Consider the following 16,052-nt stretch of genomic DNA (forward strand, 5'->3'; position numbering starts at 1 on the left):
GCCAACCAATTTGTATTAGAATGAAATTTACTTCCCAGTTTTTAGTTATTGCTTCGGCCGTTTTCATGCTGGCTTGCTCGCAGGAAAATAACAATACTACCACCGAAACCGCCAACGCCGACGATATTACTTCGGCCACTATACCACCTGCTACCACGCCCGATACTACCGCAGATGCCATGCAACAGATGGCGGAAATGGCTGTAGGCGGCCAGCCGCAGCAGGCAACGGCGCCGGTTGCCGCCGGCATGAATCCGCCCCACGGCCAGCCCGGCCACCGCTGCGATGTGGAAGTTGGAGCACCTTTAAGCGGTGCCCCTAAAGCGAACGCTACCGCAAACAATAACAACCCGGTAATCAATCCGGTGCCAACTACGGCACCGCCTGCCAACAATACGGTTTCCCCGGTTTTTACAGCGCCTGCTACCCAGCCAACTTCTCAACCAACTGTGGCCGGCATGAACCCGCCGCACGGTCAGCCGGGTCACGATTGTGCTATTCCGGTGGGCGCGCCGCTGAAAAAATAACGGCTTTACCTTATTCCTGAAAAACCTGGTCAGCACCTGCCAACATTCGTTGCGGCAGGTGCTGACTTTTTTCCCTCAAAAATATAGCGTTCTGACTATAAAAAAATACATATAACCATACAAACCTTATTGCCGTTATAGTAACAGCCAGAATCTTGCCGTTTCCTTTTTAGTTATTTCTGGCCGGTAAAACTTTAAAAATGACTCCCGAATCTGATATCAAGAATATTCGTTTTCAGAAAATGGTAGCAGAGGTAGAAGATTACGCTATTCTGCTTCTGGATCAGGATGGCTACATCGAGAGCTGGAACAAGGGCGCCGAAAAGATTAAAGGCTATAACGCCGGCGAAATTATCGGCAAACACTTCAGTAACTTTTACACGCCTGAAGACCGGGTGGCCGATTTGCCGGGAAAATTACTGGCTGAGGCCGCTGCCAAAGGGTCGGTTCACCACGAAGGCTGGCGGCTGAAGAAGGATGGCGGAAAATTCTGGGGCAGTGTAACCATTACGGCCATTCACGATGAGAATGAGCTGGTGATCGGTTTTTCGAAAGTAACCCGCGACCTGACGGAGAAAAAACTGGCGGAAGAAAATTTGCGGCGCAGCGAAGACCGGTACCACAAAATGATTGCTGAGATTCAGGATTATGCCATCTTACTGATGGATGTAAACGGCAAAATTGAGAACTGGAACAAAGGCGCCGAAAAAATAAAAGGCTACAAAGCCAGCGAAATTGTTGGCAGGCACTTCAGCACTTTTTATACGCCCGACGACCAGGCCACGCAAAAACCGCAGCGATTACTGGAAAAAGCCATTAAAAACGGCCGGGCCCAGGACGAAGGCTGGCGCGTACGTAAAAACGGCTCGCATTTCTGGGCAAACGTTACCATTACCACCCTGCACAACGACGACGGCGAAATTACCGGTTTTTCGAAAGTAACCCGCGACCTTACGGAACTGAAAAAAGCCCAGGCTACGCTGCTGAACATGCAGCGTATAGAAGCCCGCAACGACGAACTGGAGCAACTCACCTATATTACTTCGCACGATTTGCAGGAACCCCTGCGGAATATCAGCAGCTTTATTGATGTTTTCCGGGAAGACTACAGCCAGAAGCTCGACGATACCGGAACAGAAATGCTGCAGTTCATTAAAGCGGCTACCGCCCGCATGAGCGATCTGATAAACGGCCTGCTCGATTATGGCCGGCTGGGGCGTAATTCCGAAGCCACCGAAATAAATACCCAGCAAGTGGTACAGGAAATATGTGCCGACCTTAATACCCTGATACGGGAAACGGGCGCAGAAATTGTAACCCAACCTCTACCGGTTATCGTTGGTTTCCGGACCGAATTACGTTTGTTGCTGCAGAATCTGATCAGTAACGCCATCAAATTCCGGAAACCAGACGTAAAACCCCAGGTACGGATAAGCGCGGAACTGGTGCAGGATAAATGGAAATTTGCGATAAAAGACAATGGTATTGGCATAGAATCGCAATACCTCGACCGCATTTTTCTGATCTTTCAGCGCCTGCATACCCGCAGCCAGTACGAAGGCAGCGGCATTGGACTGGCCCATTGCAAACGCATTGCCGCCCTGCACCACGGCGACCTGTGGGTAACGTCAGAACCAGGCGTGGGCAGCACATTTTATTTTACGATCAACACAAACAATTTTTCGCTTTGAGAAAGATAAACGGCTTAGATTTTATTTTATTAGTGGACGACGACGAGGCGACCAATTACCTGAATCAGCGCGTGATCCGCAAAGCAGATATTAACACCGAGGTGCAGGTAGCAGGTAATGGCCGCGAAGCGCTGGAATACCTGACCAATACCGGTAAGTTTTCCTCCGCCCATACCCTTCCGCAAGCCGGGCTCATTTTCCTGGATATAAACATGCCCGGTATGAATGGCTGGGAATTCCTGGAAGCTTACAAAGAGCTGCCGGAAGACCAGACCCGCCGCATCAAGATCCTGATGCTTACCACCAGCATTAACCCCGACGAGGAACGCAAAGCCATCGATATTCCGCAGGTAAAAGGCTTTATTCACAAACCGCTTACCGCCGAAAAACTGGAAAAAGCCATTAACGTGTACGTATTCTAGGTACCCGGAAAACGATATCGTTTTAACTGTAAAAAGTCTGCCCGAATTCTTTACCGGCAGACTTTTTCGTTTCTATAGTTTTCTGGCTAAAAAGGATAGCGTTTTAAAACCCGAAGACAATTAATGCAAAACAAAAAGTCTTATAATCCACACATTTAATTGCTGATTTTCAGGTTAGTAAACACTAATTCCGAAAAAACCTAAAGTCTAACATTCTGAATTTCCGGTTTTCCGGAGCGGGTTGGTGCTTCTACCTTTGAAGCAAATAAAAACAACGCTTTAAACCTGAGAGAACCATGACTTTTACCAACGCAATTTCTACGTACCGCACGCCCGTTATCCAGAATTTCTGGCTGAAATCTTTCATCGGAATTTTCTTTGCTTTCTGGAGCAGTTCTTTGCTGGGCACTACCGATCTGCCGAACTGGCTCCTGGAAAATGTATTGGTTTTTGGCGCAGTTTTCTTTTTGTTTTTCACTTACAGAAAGCACCAGTTCTCAGACCTGAGTTACCTGTTGATCTGCGTGTATTTGTGCCTGCACGTGTATGGAGCCAAACATACTTATGCCGAAAATCCGCTGGGTTATTGGTTGCAGGAAACGTTTCAGACTTCGCGGAATCATTACGATCGCATTGTGCATTTCAGCTTTGGTTTTCTGCTGGCGTACCCCATGCGCGAGGCTTTTCTGAAATGGGCCAAATTCCCGAACTGGGTAGCGTGGTTATTACCCATTGAAATTGCACTTTCCGTGAGCGGGCTTTACGAACTGATTGAGTGGGCCGTAGCGGAGCTTTTCTTTCCGGCGCAGGGCGTTTCCTACCTCGGCACGCAGGGCGATGCTTGGGATGCGCAGAAAGATATTTTCCTGGCTTTTACCGGGGCTATGCTGGCAATTGCTATTGTTTATGTCTTGAAAAGACTATTGAATATTCAGAAAAAAACGGCCGCTTAAAAGCAAGGCTTCACAAAAGGCGTTTCGAGTTTTTACCCTGAAACCGATACCGTTTTCAGGGTAACAATACGTTTTCCTGGGAAAGAAAAATCTGAATTTTATTTGCCGGAGATCCGGATAAAGCCTTTGTCGAAAACTTTCTTGCCGGTATATTCATCGGTTTCGTACCAGATATCGGCCACGTAAGCGGGCGTTTTATAAGTGGTCACGAATTCCGTTATGCCGCTTATTTCTTTGTAATCGGTTATCATTTCGTAGCCGGCTTCCAGGGCTTTGTAATGCGCGTCTTCTTCGTCGTCGGTTTCCTCCAGGAACTGGTTGTAAACGTGGTGGTAGCTATCGGTTACGGTTTCGTATAAACGTTGCAGCTGCGAGGTTTCGAATTCCATAAATCCTTCCTCGTCTTTGGTCCAGGTGCCTTGTAGTTCTATCTTTTCCATTTTTATTCTTCCAGGCACCAGCCGGTGAATTCGTTTTTATGCGTATCGTGGAAAACCACCAGGATCTTTTCAACCGGTTCGCCTTCATTCAACACCTGAAATTCGTAATACAGCAGCCCGTTATTGTCGTTATCATCGTCGGAAGTATTGCTTTTTTCCTCGTCCATGATCAGGTTATCGCCGGTAATAATGATCGGGTCATGCACGTAAACTTCGGGCGGCGACAGGTATTTGGTGGTGTTGTAAATAACGCAGTCGCTTGCTTTCAGCAGTTCTATATTGCCAATAACCCGGATCATGTTTTCCATGCTGAAAGGTACTGCTTTTTATCGTTTCCCTTAGCTAAAGCAGGCGGAAATGGCGTCTGTCTGAACTTGGATTCTTCAGATTTGAGGATTTATAGATTCAGGAATGCGTGAAACAACCACCCCCAATGTCGTTAACTTCGGTAATTATTGGGTCATTCTGAGCCTGTCGAAGAAACTTACGCGGAATTACAAGGGAATTCGAGCGAAGCAATGAATTCCTTGCAGGTCCGGTACGCTTTAGTTCCCTCAGCTTCCCTCGGGATGACCAAAATAAATTCTTAAGTTAACGACATTGCCCCACCCCCTCCTGACCGGGAAGGGAATTTTGAAGTTCTGCTTCACGCTACTTTTTGAGCATTAAAGCCTAGCGTTTTCGGCTTTCAGCTTCAGGAAAATTTAGCACTTATTACGCAGGAAATCATATGTTAATATTTTCATTATCTTTAGGTTAACGCAAACCCACACCTTCATGCTTATGAATTTCAAACGTTTACCTTTCACTTTATTCGTAGTGCTTTGCTTTCTGTTCAGCTGTAGTAAAGACGACGACACCGATAAGCCCGCACCAGCCAAGCCGGAGATCAAAGCTACCATTGCCGGAGCAGGCTGGCAGGCGATAAACCACAATACCGCGGTTTCCGGTGGTCTGCTGGGAATTTACGGCGAAGATGGCTCCGGACGGAAAATAACCATCAGCATGGATACTCCTACCAAAACTGGTACGTATACTTCCGGCAGCCTTTCCTACGAATTGACGCATGCAGATAATAGCTATTCCCGCTGGACCGGTTTCCTGAGTGACAGTACGGTAAACCAGCTAACCATTACCAGCTACGATGCCAACACGAAGAAATTTTCCGGCACATTCCGTTTTACCGGCCAGAAAGTTTTCGGCGGAAGCACCGAACCTGATTCAGTAATAGTAACCGGCGGCACCTTTACCGATCTAACGCTGCCATAAAATCACCCTGCCTGCTATTGAAAAAAGCTACCACACCCGGTAGCTTTTTGTTTTTGATCTTTGGTATAATCAACCACCCCCAGCCCCTCCTGACCAGGAGGGGAGTTTTGCAGTTCTGCTTCACTCTATTTTTTAAGCATCAAAGCCTAACGTTTCCCTCCATAAAAGTATCTTAAGAATTACCGAAGCTAAATGAAGCAGTAAAAAAAGCTCCCCTCCTGGTCAGGAGGGGTTGGGGATGGTTGACTTTTCAAGCTGCGGACGGTTGCTTTTTTAGCCGAAGCCGTAAAAAAACGCTATACAAAAACCTCAAAAAACTCTACTATCTTACATCTTTAAAACTCTGCACCGCAAAACCCAACATGGACTTAACCGAACCTAAAATCCCCGAAGCGCCGGCCAGCCAAGGTCATCCGAAACAACTTTACATGCTGTTTTTCGCCGAGATGTGGGAACGCTTCTCTTTCTACGGCATGAAAGCGCTGCTGCTGGCCTACATGGTTACGCAGCTTAAGTTCGACGAACCGAAAGGCTATGCCATCCTGGGTTCGTACGCAGCGCTGGTTTATACCATGCCCATGTTCGGCGGCATGATGTCGGATCGGTTTTTAGGGGCGAAGAAAGCCATTATGTTTGGCGGCATTCTCATGACGATCGGGCATTTGGTTTTGGCGGTGCCGGAAGACTGGAGTTTCTTTTACGGCATGGCTTTTATTATCTGCGGCAACGGTTTTTTCAAGCCTAATATTTCCAGTCTGGTAGGTACGCTTTACGCCGACAACGACCCGCGCAAAGACAGCGCTTTTTCCATTTTTTACATGGGCATAAACATTGGCGCGGCGCTGGGTGGGTTGCTTTGCGGCTACGTGGGGCAGCAGATAAACTGGCACTACGGTTTCGGGTTGGCAGGTATTTTTATGGTGCTGGGTTTAACGGTTTTCTGGCTGGGTAAAAAATCGTTGAAAGAAGGTTACCCGCCCGATGCCGCCGCGCTGAAGAAACCGGTTTTTGCCGGCATCAGCAAGGAAGTGGTTATTTATGGCGCTACACTGCTGCTCATTCCGGTAATTGTTGCCTTGTTTCACCGCTACCACCTCATGGATTTTATCATGTTCGGCCTGGGCGCGCTGTCGCTGGGCTACATTTTATACACCGCTTTCCAGCTCGAGAGCGTGCCGCGCTACAAGCTTTTTGCGGCTTTGGTCATGATCGTTTTCTCCACGCTTTTCTGGGCTTTTTACGAACAGAACGCCGGCGCGCTTAACCTCTTTGCCATGCGCAATGTAGATATGCACGTTTTCGGGACCGAACTTCCGGCCTTGGCGGTGAATAATTTCCTGCCGCCGGCCTGGGTAATTGTGCTCAGTTTCTTTTTTGCCTGGCTCTGGCCTGCGCTCAATAAAAAAGGACTGGAACCCGGCACGCCGCTGAAATTCGGGATCTCTTTTTTGTTTTTAGGCCTGGGCTTTTACGTGTTCTATTGGGCTTGCCAATCGGCGGAAGGCGGTTTGATCTCGCTGGCGATGTTTGTGGCGGGTTACTTCTTTATAATCTGCGGCGAACTTTGCATTTCCCCCATCGGGCTGAGCATGATCACCAAACTTTCGCCGGTCCGGATCGGGGCCATGATGATGGGCATCTGGTTTTTTGCCAGCGCCATCGGCGAATTCCTGGCCGGTAAAATCGGCGCCCTCATGAGCGTACCCGAAAACGTGGTAGATAAACCTGCCCTTTCGTTGCCTTACTACGCAGATATTCTGAGCCAGATCGGGATGTATTCTATCGGGTTTGGGGTGCTGCTGATCTTATGCGTACCGCTGATCAAAAAGTGGATGGGCGATGTGCGGTGAGTTTAGGTTTGAATGCATTGGAAAGCCTCCCTGAAGTGACTCGGGCAGGCTTTTTTGTTTCTGAGTTTTTTAGGTTAAAAGGATAGCGTTTTTTGTTAAAAGCTTGGCCGCAAAGTATTACATTTGTATAAGGGCCTAATGAATAAAAATGAAATGGATGAATTAATACCAAACGAAGCTAATTTTTTCCTTTATACAGCTCCTAATGGTGAAGTACGGGTAGATGTAATTATTCAGGATGAAACGGTTTGGCTTACCCAAAAGAGCATGGGTGAGCTTTTTGGTGTTGAGGCAAATACTATTACATATCATCTTGGTGAAATTTATAAAACCGGAGAATTAGAAGCAGAGACAACTACTCGAAAAATTCGAGTAGTTCGCCAGGAAGGCAACAGACAAGTAACCCGAAGTATAGATTTTTATAACCTTGATACCATTATTTCGGTTGGTTATCGGGTAAACTCCCGCCAGGCTACGCAGTTCAGAATCTGGGCTACCAAAACCCTGAAGGAATATCTGATTAAAGGATTTGCGATGGACGATGAGCGTTTAAAGCAAGGGAATACTTTGTTTGGCAAAGATTATTTTAAGGAATTACTCGAACGGGTTCGTTCCATACGAGCCAGCGAACGCCGCATTTACCAGCAAATAACCGATATTTTTGCCGAATGCAGTATCGATTACGACCGCAACTCAGAGCTGACCAAAACCTTTTACGCCACCATTCAAAACAAATTCCATTTTGCTATTACCGGCCATACTGCCGCTGAAATAATTTACAAACTAGCCGACAGCCAAAAGGAAAATATGGGCTTAACCACCTGGAAGAATTCTCCGGATGGGCGTATCCTGAAATCAGACACAACTGTTGCCAAAAACTATTTATCGGAGAAAGAGATCAAGCAATTGGAACGCACCGTTTCCGGCTATTTTGATTACATCGAAAACCTGATCGAAAGACGACAAACTTTTACAATGGCAGCCTTAGCCGAAAGCGTGAATAAATTCCTGGCTTTTAACGAATATCACGTTTTAGAAAATTCCGGCAAAATAACCAAACTCGCCGCCGAACAAAAAGCCGGAGAGGAATATGACAAGTTCAACAAGACCCAGAAGATTGTATCTGATTTCGATAAGGAAGTGAAGAAGTTACAGGGAAAGAAGAAGCCTTAGCCTAAATTAATTGTTGCTTTAAAGGTTGCCTGAAGTAATTTAGACAGTTTTTTACTTCTGAGTTTTTAGAATGATAAGGATAGCGTTTTTTGTTAGGGGAAATTCATGAGAATTATACCTTTGTAACAAACAAAATTCCAACTGGAATACTTTCAACAAAACTATAATATGGACTTTGTAACTATAGACTTTGAAACAGCTACTTCTGAAAGAGACAGCCCATGTGAAATTGGCTTAACTTATGTAAAAAATAAGGAAATCGTTGGAACTGAATCTTGGTTAATCAAGCCAAAAAGTTATCCCTACTTTAATCCATTCAATATTTCAATTCATGGAATCAGACCTGAAGATGTTGCTAACCAACCAGAATTTCATGAACTATGGAGCGAAATCAAATCTAAGTTAGAAAACCAATTGGTTATTGCGCACAATGCAAGCTTCGATTTTAGTGTTCTGAGAAAAACGTTAACTACTTACGATCTCCCGTTTCCCAATTTAAATTACGCATGCAGTTATATCTTTTCTAAAAAAGTCTGGACTGGATTAGCTTCCTATGATTTAAAAACGCTTTGTTGGTATAATAATATCAATTTAAACCATCATAGAGCGGCTGCAGATTCAAGGGCTTGTGCAGAATTAACGCTCAAAGCATTTGAACTTACCAATACAAATTCGGTTCATGAGTTTCAGGAAAAACTAAAAATTTCGATTGGCGAATTATTTGAAGGTGGTTACAGACCAGCAGAATCTAAAGGGTCGTCTACCAAAAAAGATTTAGCTATAATTGCAGGAGACCCAGCTAAGCGTAAACATGAAAGTATTTTCTACGGGAATTCAGTTGTTTTTACAGGAACACTAACTTCGATGTCAAGAGCGCAAGCACAACAATTAATTGCAGATATAGGCGGGATAAATGCTCCTTCAGTTACAAAAACAACAAACTTTTTAGTTGTTGGACAACAAGATTATAAAGTAGTAGGGGAAGATGGAATGAGCAGTAAACAAGAGAAAGCTGTCAAACTAATAGAACAAGGTTCTTTTCTTGAAGTGATTTCTGAAAAAGAATTCTTGTGCAACATTTAATAACCCTCACTCCCACCAAATCGGAGTTTTATCAAAAACGCCTCTGAAAATTCAGAGGCGTTTTCTTTATCCATCAAAATCAAAACTTACTTCCTGGTAGTCCGGATGCGGAAATGAAATGTACCGGAAACGGTTTTCTGAATGCTCGAGTCGTTTACTACCACAGTTTTCATCTGGTACTTGGCTTTTACTTTAAAGAACGCTTCCGTAGCGTTGTGCCCGTCGTATTTCACCGCTAAAATTTCGTTGTAAGATTCCGCCGACTGCCCGGCTTTACTTACCAGGCGTTTGCTGTTGCCTTCGGTTAAAGGCAGTTTTAAAGAAAGCTGGAACGGAGCATCGTTCTGCCCATAGGCTTTAATGCTGTATTGCTTCAGGTTGGCAGGGTTTACAATAGCCGAGCTATCCTGCGGAAACGAAAAGAAAAACGTAGAATTGGTAGATGCGGAAGTAGCCGACACATAATAAGTGGTAGCATCCAGCGAATTAGAAGGCAGATCCAGATGCGTGCAATCGATATTGCGTTCCCAATCCGGCGTCTTGAAGTTAAAATGCAAACTTTCGCTCACGCCGGGCGCCGGATTATCGTCTTTTTCGTCCTCATCATCGCCGCAACCATGCAAGCCCAGCACTAAAAACAAGCTTAAAGCACTTACTGCCGCTTTCGTTATGCGGCGTTTAATAGGAGAACAGGTCATAGCTGCGGGAGTTCCAGGTTTATAATAGGAAACACAAAAATAACCGATTGTTGCCTCCGCCTGCAATACCCATAACTGAGTATTTTACTTTAAATAGTTTAAAATTTCCTATCAACCTAAGCGCAGGTAAGCCCGATGCCCGTATTCAGGATGGCAATTCTTTAAGCTAACTCTTAACTGCTTACACGCATTCCGTATACCGGCACCCGATCCAGCGCATTGATCTGCATTTTATAACTGGCCGGCAGCAACAAAACTTTCAAAACCCAATCGAGGCGCAGTTTGCGGCTTAACCTATACAATGGCACGGCCGGCAGCAGCATCGAAACTTTTCCTATTTTCAGCAGTTTACGCACGCGTTTAGGAACAACCAATAATTGCGCCTGCAGCAAAATGCGGTACCGGATATTGCCCAGGTGCTTTTTGTATTGCATAAAAAGATCGGTGGTATAGCGGCTTTTCTCGAGGTTCTGCCGCAAGTGTTCGGCGCGCATGGCCTGCCACTGCGGAAAAGTATTCGGTAAACCCTGCAATCCCATGCGTAAACCTACGCGGTTAAAAACTTCAAAAACTTCTTCTTTTTCGCTGGGTGTAAGGGAGCGCTCCAGCAACTCAAAGCTCCGGATAGAATAATCGATCAGCATAAAAAGCACGTCGCGGTACGCCCAGTCGGGTATTGCGGCACCGCGCTTATATTCAACCCCGGCATGAATTTTCGCCATCGTATCGATAGCCTTTTCGGCTGATCCCTTTTCCGAAAAAACAATTACCCGCGCGTATTCTACGGTAGAAAAAAGCCGCCCCAGCGGATCGGCGGGCAGTTTACCGGTAAAATAAAGCCAGTCTACGGCCTTGTTTAAGGCAAATTCCGCAGCCGCACCAGCAAAAATAAACAAAATAACGTCGGAGGTACCCCAGATCTGCCGCACCACCGAACCCTCCTTTACAAAATACTCCATACCGCTTAAACGAAAAACAAAAGATTTATGAGATTGCCTTGGCTAATTAATTTTACTTTCCGTAGCAAATCCGATACCGTTTACACCTTGTAACAAATTAATTGTCAAACATTTATGCCTGATCATCTGGAATTTTAAAAAAATACCAGCCGCTGCAAGGTTTCCATTTGCGTTTCAGGTTTTGTTTCGGCAATTTCAAAGCCTGAAAGCAATGATTCTGAATGATGCAAACCTATACAGCCTTGTTGCGCGGCATTAACGTGAGCGGGCACAAAAAGATCAAAATGCCCGAGCTGAAAACGATGTTTAAAACGCTCGGTTTTACGAACGTGCGCACCTACATTCAGAGCGGCAACGTGGTTTTCGAAAGCGCTACGGCAGCAGATCTGGAAAGCAAAATTTCGGCAAAAATTCAGGAAGTTTTTGGGTTTGAGGTTCCGGTAATTTGCCGGACGGCGGCAGAAATGGAGCAGGTAATTGCCCGTAATCCGTACGCGGAAATGGTAGGGTTTGAGCCTGAAAAACTCTACGTTACTTTTTTGCAGGAAACGCCTTCCGAAGAAAAACTGGAAGCGCTGAAAGCCTTTAGTTTTGAGCCGGAAATGTATAGCGTTTCGGGCAAGGAAATTTTTGTGTATTGCTTTAACGGCTACGGAAACACGAAGCTGGAAAATGCTTTTTTCGAGAAGAAACTGAAAGTGGCCGCTTCTACCCGCAACTGGCGCACCATCAACAAACTGATCGAAATGAGCCAACCCGCAACCGCGTAATTTTATGGAAAAAGTATTTGCCAAAGACCGGCAGGAATGGCGCAACTGGCTCGAACAGAACTACGATAAGCTTTCGGAAATTTACCTGGTCTTCTACAAACTCAGCACCAAAAAACCAACCGTAACTTACGAAGAAGCCGTGGAAGAAGCGCTTTGTTTCGGCTGGATCGATGGTATTCGCAAAGGAATTGACGACGATACCTACATGAACCGGTTCACGCCGCGCAAGCCCAAAAGTACGTGGAGCGTGGTAAACCAGGACCGCGTTGCGAAACTAATTGCCGCAGGAAAAATGACCGACGCCGGGATGAAACTGGTAGAAATTGCAAAGCAAAACGGTCAGTGGGAAGCGGCTTATCAACTTAGTGCCAAACAGGAAATCCCGAAAGACTTAGACGATGCCCTGGAAGCGAACGAAGCGGCGTTGATCTTCTTTAAAAGCCTGAGCAATACCAATCAGTTTGTTTACATCCGGCAGATTGAAAAAGTAAAATCGCCGGCTTTGCGGGCGGAACGGTTAGAACGCATTATCAGGCTTTGCGAACGCGAATTGAAACCGTTTGCCGATGGCAAGAAAGTGCTTTCGGATTCGATAAAGCTGTGAGTTTTTGAGGCGGAAAGGATAGCGTTTTTTTGTCATCTCGACGTCAGGAGAGATCTCTCCGGGATGGCAAGAATCTAACTTCAGAAATGTGTGCATCCTCCCCCTACCCCCTCCGAAGGGGGACAATCGGGAATGCGTATTTTTCACTTTCAAGGTTAAACCATATCCGGCCGGATGCGTTTTTAAAATCTTTTAAACGCAAACTGCCCGGATCTTTTATGCTCATATCTAAGAAACTGCCTTTCAACTACTTGTTCAGCATGATCAAGGTAGATGTGATCCGGGTTTTCCTTTTTTCTCTTACGTTCAACTTTTTCAAATTCTTTTTCAACGATTATTTGCCCTCTTTGCCCGCGCAATTGCCTACGGTTTTGGGTACGGCTATTTCGCTGGGTTTGGCTTTTAAACTGAATCACTCTTACGACCGCTGGTGGGAAGCGCGCAAGATCTGGGGAAGCATTGTAAACGATTCGCGCACGCTTATTCTGGAACTGAAAAACTTTATAAACCCGGAGGTTTTAGGGTTTGAAGAAACCAAAGCGCTGCTCCGGAAAGTAGCTTTTCGGCAAATTGGCTGGTGCTATGCCTTCGGCGAATCGTTGCGGGGCCGCGACTCGCGCGCTACCATTCTGAAGTATCTGATCCCGGCCGAAGCGGGTTTTGTGCTGCCGCAAAGCAATAAGAATTTCGCCATGCTGGACCTGCACATGCAGGACCTGAAAAAGCTCCTCAGCCAGCAAGCCATTAACCCGTATCAGCAGGTTCAGGTAGATAATACCATTAACCGGCTCACCAATGCTATGGGCATGGCCGAACGCATAAACAATACCGTTTTCCCGGTTACTTACCGCGTGATCATCCACTTCTTCATTTACCTTTTCCTGATCATTCTTTCGCTGGGGCTGGTGGAAACGGTGGGTCCGCTGGAAATTCCGATCCTGATCATGACGGCAACCACTTTCTTTCTGATCGAAAAAACGGCCACTTACCTGGAGGATCCCTTTGTAGACATGCCTACCGATACGCCCGTTACTTCCATTGCCCGCGCCATAGAAATAAACCTGAAACAATTACTGGAGGAACCGAATGTGCCGGAACCGTTGGCACCGGAAGATTTTTATTTAAAATAAAAATCCCAATTTTGCCAAAACAAGTAAAAAAAAACACAAGTATCAGGATTGGAAGTGCGTAAAAACCCGAAAAGCTCCACGTTAAGCTATTTCGTTCCCGGCGAAATTATGCGGTTCATGCAATTCTGTTCCTTCAATCTCCGGAAATCAGCAAATATTTACCCTTTATGAGAACGCACACCCTGGAATCGCAGAGCGGTTTAAGCCCCGAAATGGCCATTAGTATTTTACAGGAAGGCAACCAACGTTTTGTAAATAACCTGAAAGCGAACCGCAATCTGCTGCAGCAGGTAAACGAAACCGCCGCCGGACAATTTCCCTTCGCCGCCATTTTAAGCTGCATCGATTCACGCACTTCGGCCGAGCTGATATTTGATCAGGGCCTGGGAGATATTTTCAGCATCCGCATTGCGGGCAATATTCTGAACGAAGATATTCTGGGCAGCATGGAATATGCCTGTAAAGTGGCCGGCTCGAAACTGGTAGTAGTGCTGGGCCATACCAATTGCGGCGCCATTATCGGGGCTTGCAACCACGTAGAGATCGGCAATATTACCACGCTGCTGCAGAAAGTAAACCCGGCCATTGCCCTGGAAACCCAGACTACCGAAAACCGCACCGGCAGCAATACGCCCTTTGTAAACCGGGTAACCGAAAATAACGTGCACCTTACCATGGCCCGCGTAAGAAAAGAAAGCCCGATCTTAGCCGAAATGGAACGTCAGGGCGAGATCAGGATCATTGGCGGCTTGTACGACGTGGAAACCGGCAAAGTAGATTTCTACCTGCAGGATTAAGCGTTAATTCCAGATCAGGAACGGCAGTGTTTTGTTGAAAACACTGCCGTTTTTTTAACTTGCCTGTCCGGAGAAAAATGCCTGAAAACGCTATGCAAAAGCATTCAAAAACTGGTTCGGTATTTTCCGAAAATGCTGCACAAACCATGATCCGTTACGTTATTTTCGATTTTGATGGTACGCTGGCCGACAGCAAAGAAGCCGCGCTTACGGCTTTAAACCAAATCGCCGACCGGCATCGCTACAAGCGCATTGCCCCTGAAGCCCTCGAAACACTGCGGAAATTACCGATCACGGAGCGCTGCAAATTGCTGGGCTGGCCGGTTTATAAATTGCCCTTGCTGGCTACCGAATTGTACGGGCTTTATAAAAAGAGCATCCATACGGTAAAATTATTTCCGGGCATAAGAGAAATGCTGGAAGCGTTGCGGGAGAACGGTTATGAAACAGCCATCATCTCTTCTAATTCAGAACAGAATATCCGGGAATTTCTGCAAGCCAGCGAACTGCCTTTTATTCAGCACGTGATTTGCTCCAATAATATTTTCGGCAAGGATAAATCTATTAAGAAATTCCTGAAAACGCATCTGTTACAACCTTCCGAAGTGCTTTATGTGGGCGACGAATTACGCGACCTGACGGCCTGCCGGAAATGCCGCGTAAAAATGATCTGGGTGAGCTGGGGCTTCGATTCCCAGGAATTGATCCGGGCAGAAAATCCGGAGTTTATGGTTCATGCACCCTCAGAAATCCTGCAAATCCTGCCCTCAAATTCCGGGTTAGAAAAAAGCGCTTTAAATTTCCTGGAAGTAAAACGCCATCACAACTAAGGGTTAACCCGCGGCAGGTTGTCTTAAAGTTACTGCCCCAAAACGGTAGCTTTTTATATGAAAAAAGTAACGCTTTCTCTTTTGGTTTCGCTTGCTTTGTTAAGCAGCTGCACATCTTCGGTTAAAATAGCCCTGAACGAAAGCCAGTGGCCGCAGAAAAAGGAATATGCGGTTGTGAACCAGAAACCCTTGTTCAAACAGCAAACCCTTGCTTTCGGCGATTATAAAACCCAGGAAGTAAAACGTTCCTGGACCAAAGGCACTAAAAGTTCGAGCGGTTTCAGCATGGGCGGGGCCAGCATTTACGTAGATCATCTCACCAAAAAACAAACCTTCCGCTTTAAACTGCAGGATGGTTCACAAACCTCCGAAGCCTATTGCGCTACCAACATCAAAGCCCGCGACCTGGTTTTAGGCAATGCTCATTCCGGCTTCAACCAGGTTCTAGATCTGCTCAGCATCGGCATAGAAACCGACAACCAGTTCTACGCTAAAATTATTCCGGAAGCCAACGCCCAGCCCTGGGAGCTTTTCTTCGACAACCGGGCGGCGCAACGTTCCAAAACCTACGCCGGTTCGCTGCTGCAAAGCCCCGATAATTATTACACCATTGTGTCCATCAACAAACTGCAAGGCAAAAACGGGCCGGTTGCTTTACCTTTTGGCGCGGTTGGTTTCGAGTTCCGCAACATGCAGGGCCAGCCTGTAGCAGCCATTTCGATCATCGATAAAGGCATAGTATATCTGAACGATGTATCGCCGGCAGAAAAATTTTTATTAGCCAACGCCTGCGCCGCTTTGCTTTTACAAGCCAATGATATCGGGATTTAGAATTGGATTTTGTGACTTTTCAGGC

18 protein-coding genes are annotated in these 16,052 nt (G+C 46.1%); 14 read left to right on the top strand and 4 right to left on the bottom strand.

Translation table 11 applies throughout. From position 1 onward, the window contains the following. The first annotated feature begins 20 nt into the window (after nucleotides 1–20). The 4 genes from I5M27_RS10730 (at nucleotide 21) to I5M27_RS10745 (ending at nucleotide 3,593) form a co-directional block, all read left to right on the top strand. The gene (locus I5M27_RS10730) at nucleotides 21–527 is read left to right on the top strand and encodes a hypothetical protein (RefSeq protein WP_200506217.1); all 507 of its coding nucleotides are present in this window, start codon (nucleotides 21–23) and stop codon (nucleotides 525–527) included. Between the two features lie 200 nt (nucleotides 528–727). After that, complete coding sequence (locus I5M27_RS10735; RefSeq protein ID WP_200506218.1) at nucleotides 728–2,218, top strand: sensor histidine kinase; 1,491 nt, start codon at nucleotides 728–730, stop codon at nucleotides 2,216–2,218. Continuing rightward, nucleotides 2,215–2,640, top strand: a complete 426-nt coding sequence (locus I5M27_RS10740; RefSeq protein ID WP_200506219.1) for a response regulator — start codon at nucleotides 2,215–2,217, stop codon at nucleotides 2,638–2,640. The genes I5M27_RS10735 and I5M27_RS10740 overlap by 4 nt, the downstream gene beginning before the upstream one ends. A 296-nt stretch (nucleotides 2,641–2,936) precedes the next feature. Next, the gene (locus I5M27_RS10745; protein WP_200506220.1) at nucleotides 2,937–3,593 is read left to right on the top strand and encodes a DUF2238 domain-containing protein; all 657 of its coding nucleotides are present in this window, start codon (nucleotides 2,937–2,939) and stop codon (nucleotides 3,591–3,593) included. Between the two features lie 98 nt (nucleotides 3,594–3,691). On the opposite strand, the gene I5M27_RS10750 is transcribed toward I5M27_RS10745, so the two are convergent. Next, on the bottom strand, nucleotides 3,692–4,033 hold the full coding sequence (locus I5M27_RS10750; protein ID WP_200506221.1) for a hypothetical protein: 342 nt from the start codon (nucleotides 4,031–4,033) through the stop codon (nucleotides 3,692–3,694). A 2-nt stretch (nucleotides 4,034–4,035) separates the two neighbouring features. Beyond that, nucleotides 4,036–4,341 carry a hypothetical protein gene (locus tag I5M27_RS10755; protein ID WP_200506222.1) on the bottom strand — a complete coding sequence of 102 codons (306 nt, stop codon included), beginning with the start codon at nucleotides 4,339–4,341 and terminating at the stop codon, nucleotides 4,036–4,038. Between the two features lie 475 nt (nucleotides 4,342–4,816). Between I5M27_RS10755 and I5M27_RS10760 the strand changes: the two genes are divergently transcribed. The 4 genes from I5M27_RS10760 (at nucleotide 4,817) to I5M27_RS10775 (ending at nucleotide 9,408) form a co-directional block, all read left to right on the top strand. Next, the gene (locus I5M27_RS10760; protein ID WP_200506223.1) at nucleotides 4,817–5,302 is read left to right on the top strand and encodes a DUF6252 family protein; all 486 of its coding nucleotides are present in this window, start codon (nucleotides 4,817–4,819) and stop codon (nucleotides 5,300–5,302) included. A gap of 362 nt (nucleotides 5,303–5,664) precedes the next feature. Then, nucleotides 5,665–7,152, top strand: a complete 1,488-nt coding sequence (locus I5M27_RS10765; RefSeq protein ID WP_200506224.1) for a peptide MFS transporter — start codon at nucleotides 5,665–5,667, stop codon at nucleotides 7,150–7,152. 153 nt (nucleotides 7,153–7,305) lie between these two features. Further along, complete coding sequence (locus tag I5M27_RS10770) at nucleotides 7,306–8,325, top strand: virulence RhuM family protein (RefSeq protein WP_200506225.1); 1,020 nt, start codon at nucleotides 7,306–7,308, stop codon at nucleotides 8,323–8,325. A 168-nt stretch (nucleotides 8,326–8,493) separates the two neighbouring features. Continuing rightward, nucleotides 8,494–9,408: an exonuclease domain-containing protein gene (locus I5M27_RS10775; RefSeq protein ID WP_200506226.1), complete on the top strand. Its 915-nt coding sequence runs from the start codon at nucleotides 8,494–8,496 to the stop codon at nucleotides 9,406–9,408. A gap of 86 nt (nucleotides 9,409–9,494) precedes the next feature. Here I5M27_RS10775 and I5M27_RS10780 read toward each other — a convergent pair whose 3' ends face one another. Both I5M27_RS10780 and I5M27_RS10785 read right to left on the bottom strand, forming a co-directional pair. Beyond that, nucleotides 9,495–10,106, bottom strand: coding sequence for a hypothetical protein (locus I5M27_RS10780; protein ID WP_200506227.1), 612 nt, complete (start codon nucleotides 10,104–10,106; stop codon nucleotides 9,495–9,497). Nucleotides 10,107–10,279: 173 nt separating this feature from the next. Continuing rightward, nucleotides 10,280–11,065 (bottom strand): oxygenase MpaB family protein, encoded by a 786-nt coding sequence (locus I5M27_RS10785; RefSeq protein ID WP_200506228.1) that lies wholly within the window; start codon nucleotides 11,063–11,065, stop codon nucleotides 10,280–10,282. 224 nt (nucleotides 11,066–11,289) lie between these two features. Between I5M27_RS10785 and I5M27_RS10790 the strand changes: the two genes are divergently transcribed. The 6 genes from I5M27_RS10790 to I5M27_RS10815 all read left to right on the top strand — a co-directional run bounded on the left by I5M27_RS10790 (nucleotide 11,290) and on the right by I5M27_RS10815 (nucleotide 16,027). Continuing rightward, a complete protein-coding gene (locus I5M27_RS10790) occupies nucleotides 11,290–11,835 on the top strand; it encodes a DUF1697 domain-containing protein (protein ID WP_200506229.1) in 546 nt (181 codons plus the stop codon). A gap of 4 nt (nucleotides 11,836–11,839) precedes the next feature. Continuing rightward, on the top strand, nucleotides 11,840–12,439 hold the full coding sequence (locus tag I5M27_RS10795; protein WP_200506230.1) for a YdeI/OmpD-associated family protein: 600 nt from the start codon (nucleotides 11,840–11,842) through the stop codon (nucleotides 12,437–12,439). Between the two features lie 218 nt (nucleotides 12,440–12,657). Then, on the top strand, nucleotides 12,658–13,569 hold the full coding sequence (locus I5M27_RS10800; protein ID WP_200506231.1) for a bestrophin family protein: 912 nt from the start codon (nucleotides 12,658–12,660) through the stop codon (nucleotides 13,567–13,569). Nucleotides 13,570–13,736: 167 nt separating this feature from the next. After that, nucleotides 13,737–14,366, top strand: coding sequence for a carbonic anhydrase family protein (locus I5M27_RS10805; RefSeq protein ID WP_200506232.1), 630 nt, complete (start codon nucleotides 13,737–13,739; stop codon nucleotides 14,364–14,366). 92 nt (nucleotides 14,367–14,458) lie between these two features. Beyond that, a complete protein-coding gene (locus I5M27_RS10810) occupies nucleotides 14,459–15,196 on the top strand; it encodes an HAD-IA family hydrolase (protein WP_200506233.1) in 738 nt (245 codons plus the stop codon). A gap of 57 nt (nucleotides 15,197–15,253) precedes the next feature. Next, nucleotides 15,254–16,027: a PH domain-containing protein gene (locus tag I5M27_RS10815; RefSeq protein ID WP_200506234.1), complete on the top strand. Its 774-nt coding sequence runs from the start codon at nucleotides 15,254–15,256 to the stop codon at nucleotides 16,025–16,027. The last annotated feature ends 25 nt before the right edge of the window (nucleotides 16,028–16,052 follow it).

This window comes from Adhaeribacter terrigena (assembly GCF_016623615.1).
GTDB lineage: Bacteria > Bacteroidota > Bacteroidia > Cytophagales > Hymenobacteraceae > Adhaeribacter_A > Adhaeribacter_A terrigena.

Bases quoted from the DNA above. Each gene is read 5' to 3' on its own strand.
- I5M27_RS10730 (WP_200506217.1), top strand. From the start codon at position 21: ATGAAATTTACTTCCCAGTTTTTAGTTATTGCTTCGGCCGTTTTCATG.
- I5M27_RS10735 (WP_200506218.1), top strand. From the start codon at position 728: ATGACTCCCGAATCTGATATCAAGAATATTCGTTTTCAGAAAATGGTA.
- I5M27_RS10745 (WP_200506220.1), top strand. From the start codon at position 2,937: ATGACTTTTACCAACGCAATTTCTACGTACCGCACGCCCGTTATCCAG.
- I5M27_RS10775 (WP_200506226.1), top strand. From the start codon at position 8,494: ATGGACTTTGTAACTATAGACTTTGAAACAGCTACTTCTGAAAGAGAC.
- I5M27_RS10770 (WP_200506225.1), top strand. From the start codon at position 7,306: ATGGATGAATTAATACCAAACGAAGCTAATTTTTTCCTTTATACAGCT.
- I5M27_RS10805 (WP_200506232.1), top strand. From the start codon at position 13,737: ATGAGAACGCACACCCTGGAATCGCAGAGCGGTTTAAGCCCCGAAATG.
- I5M27_RS10755 (WP_200506222.1), bottom strand. From the start codon at position 4,341: ATGGAAAACATGATCCGGGTTATTGGCAATATAGAACTGCTGAAAGCA.
- I5M27_RS10785 (WP_200506228.1), bottom strand. From the start codon at position 11,065: ATGGAGTATTTTGTAAAGGAGGGTTCGGTGGTGCGGCAGATCTGGGGT.
- I5M27_RS10750 (WP_200506221.1), bottom strand. From the start codon at position 4,033: ATGGAAAAGATAGAACTACAAGGCACCTGGACCAAAGACGAGGAAGGA.
- I5M27_RS10815 (WP_200506234.1), top strand. From the start codon at position 15,254: ATGAAAAAAGTAACGCTTTCTCTTTTGGTTTCGCTTGCTTTGTTAAGC.
- I5M27_RS10800 (WP_200506231.1), top strand. From the start codon at position 12,658: ATGCTCATATCTAAGAAACTGCCTTTCAACTACTTGTTCAGCATGATC.
- I5M27_RS10780 (WP_200506227.1), bottom strand. From the start codon at position 10,106: ATGACCTGTTCTCCTATTAAACGCCGCATAACGAAAGCGGCAGTAAGT.
- I5M27_RS10790 (WP_200506229.1), top strand. From the start codon at position 11,290: ATGCAAACCTATACAGCCTTGTTGCGCGGCATTAACGTGAGCGGGCAC.
- I5M27_RS10810 (WP_200506233.1), top strand. From the start codon at position 14,459: ATGCAAAAGCATTCAAAAACTGGTTCGGTATTTTCCGAAAATGCTGCA.
- I5M27_RS10760 (WP_200506223.1), top strand. From the start codon at position 4,817: ATGAATTTCAAACGTTTACCTTTCACTTTATTCGTAGTGCTTTGCTTT.
- I5M27_RS10795 (WP_200506230.1), top strand. From the start codon at position 11,840: ATGGAAAAAGTATTTGCCAAAGACCGGCAGGAATGGCGCAACTGGCTC.
- I5M27_RS10765 (WP_200506224.1), top strand. From the start codon at position 5,665: ATGGACTTAACCGAACCTAAAATCCCCGAAGCGCCGGCCAGCCAAGGT.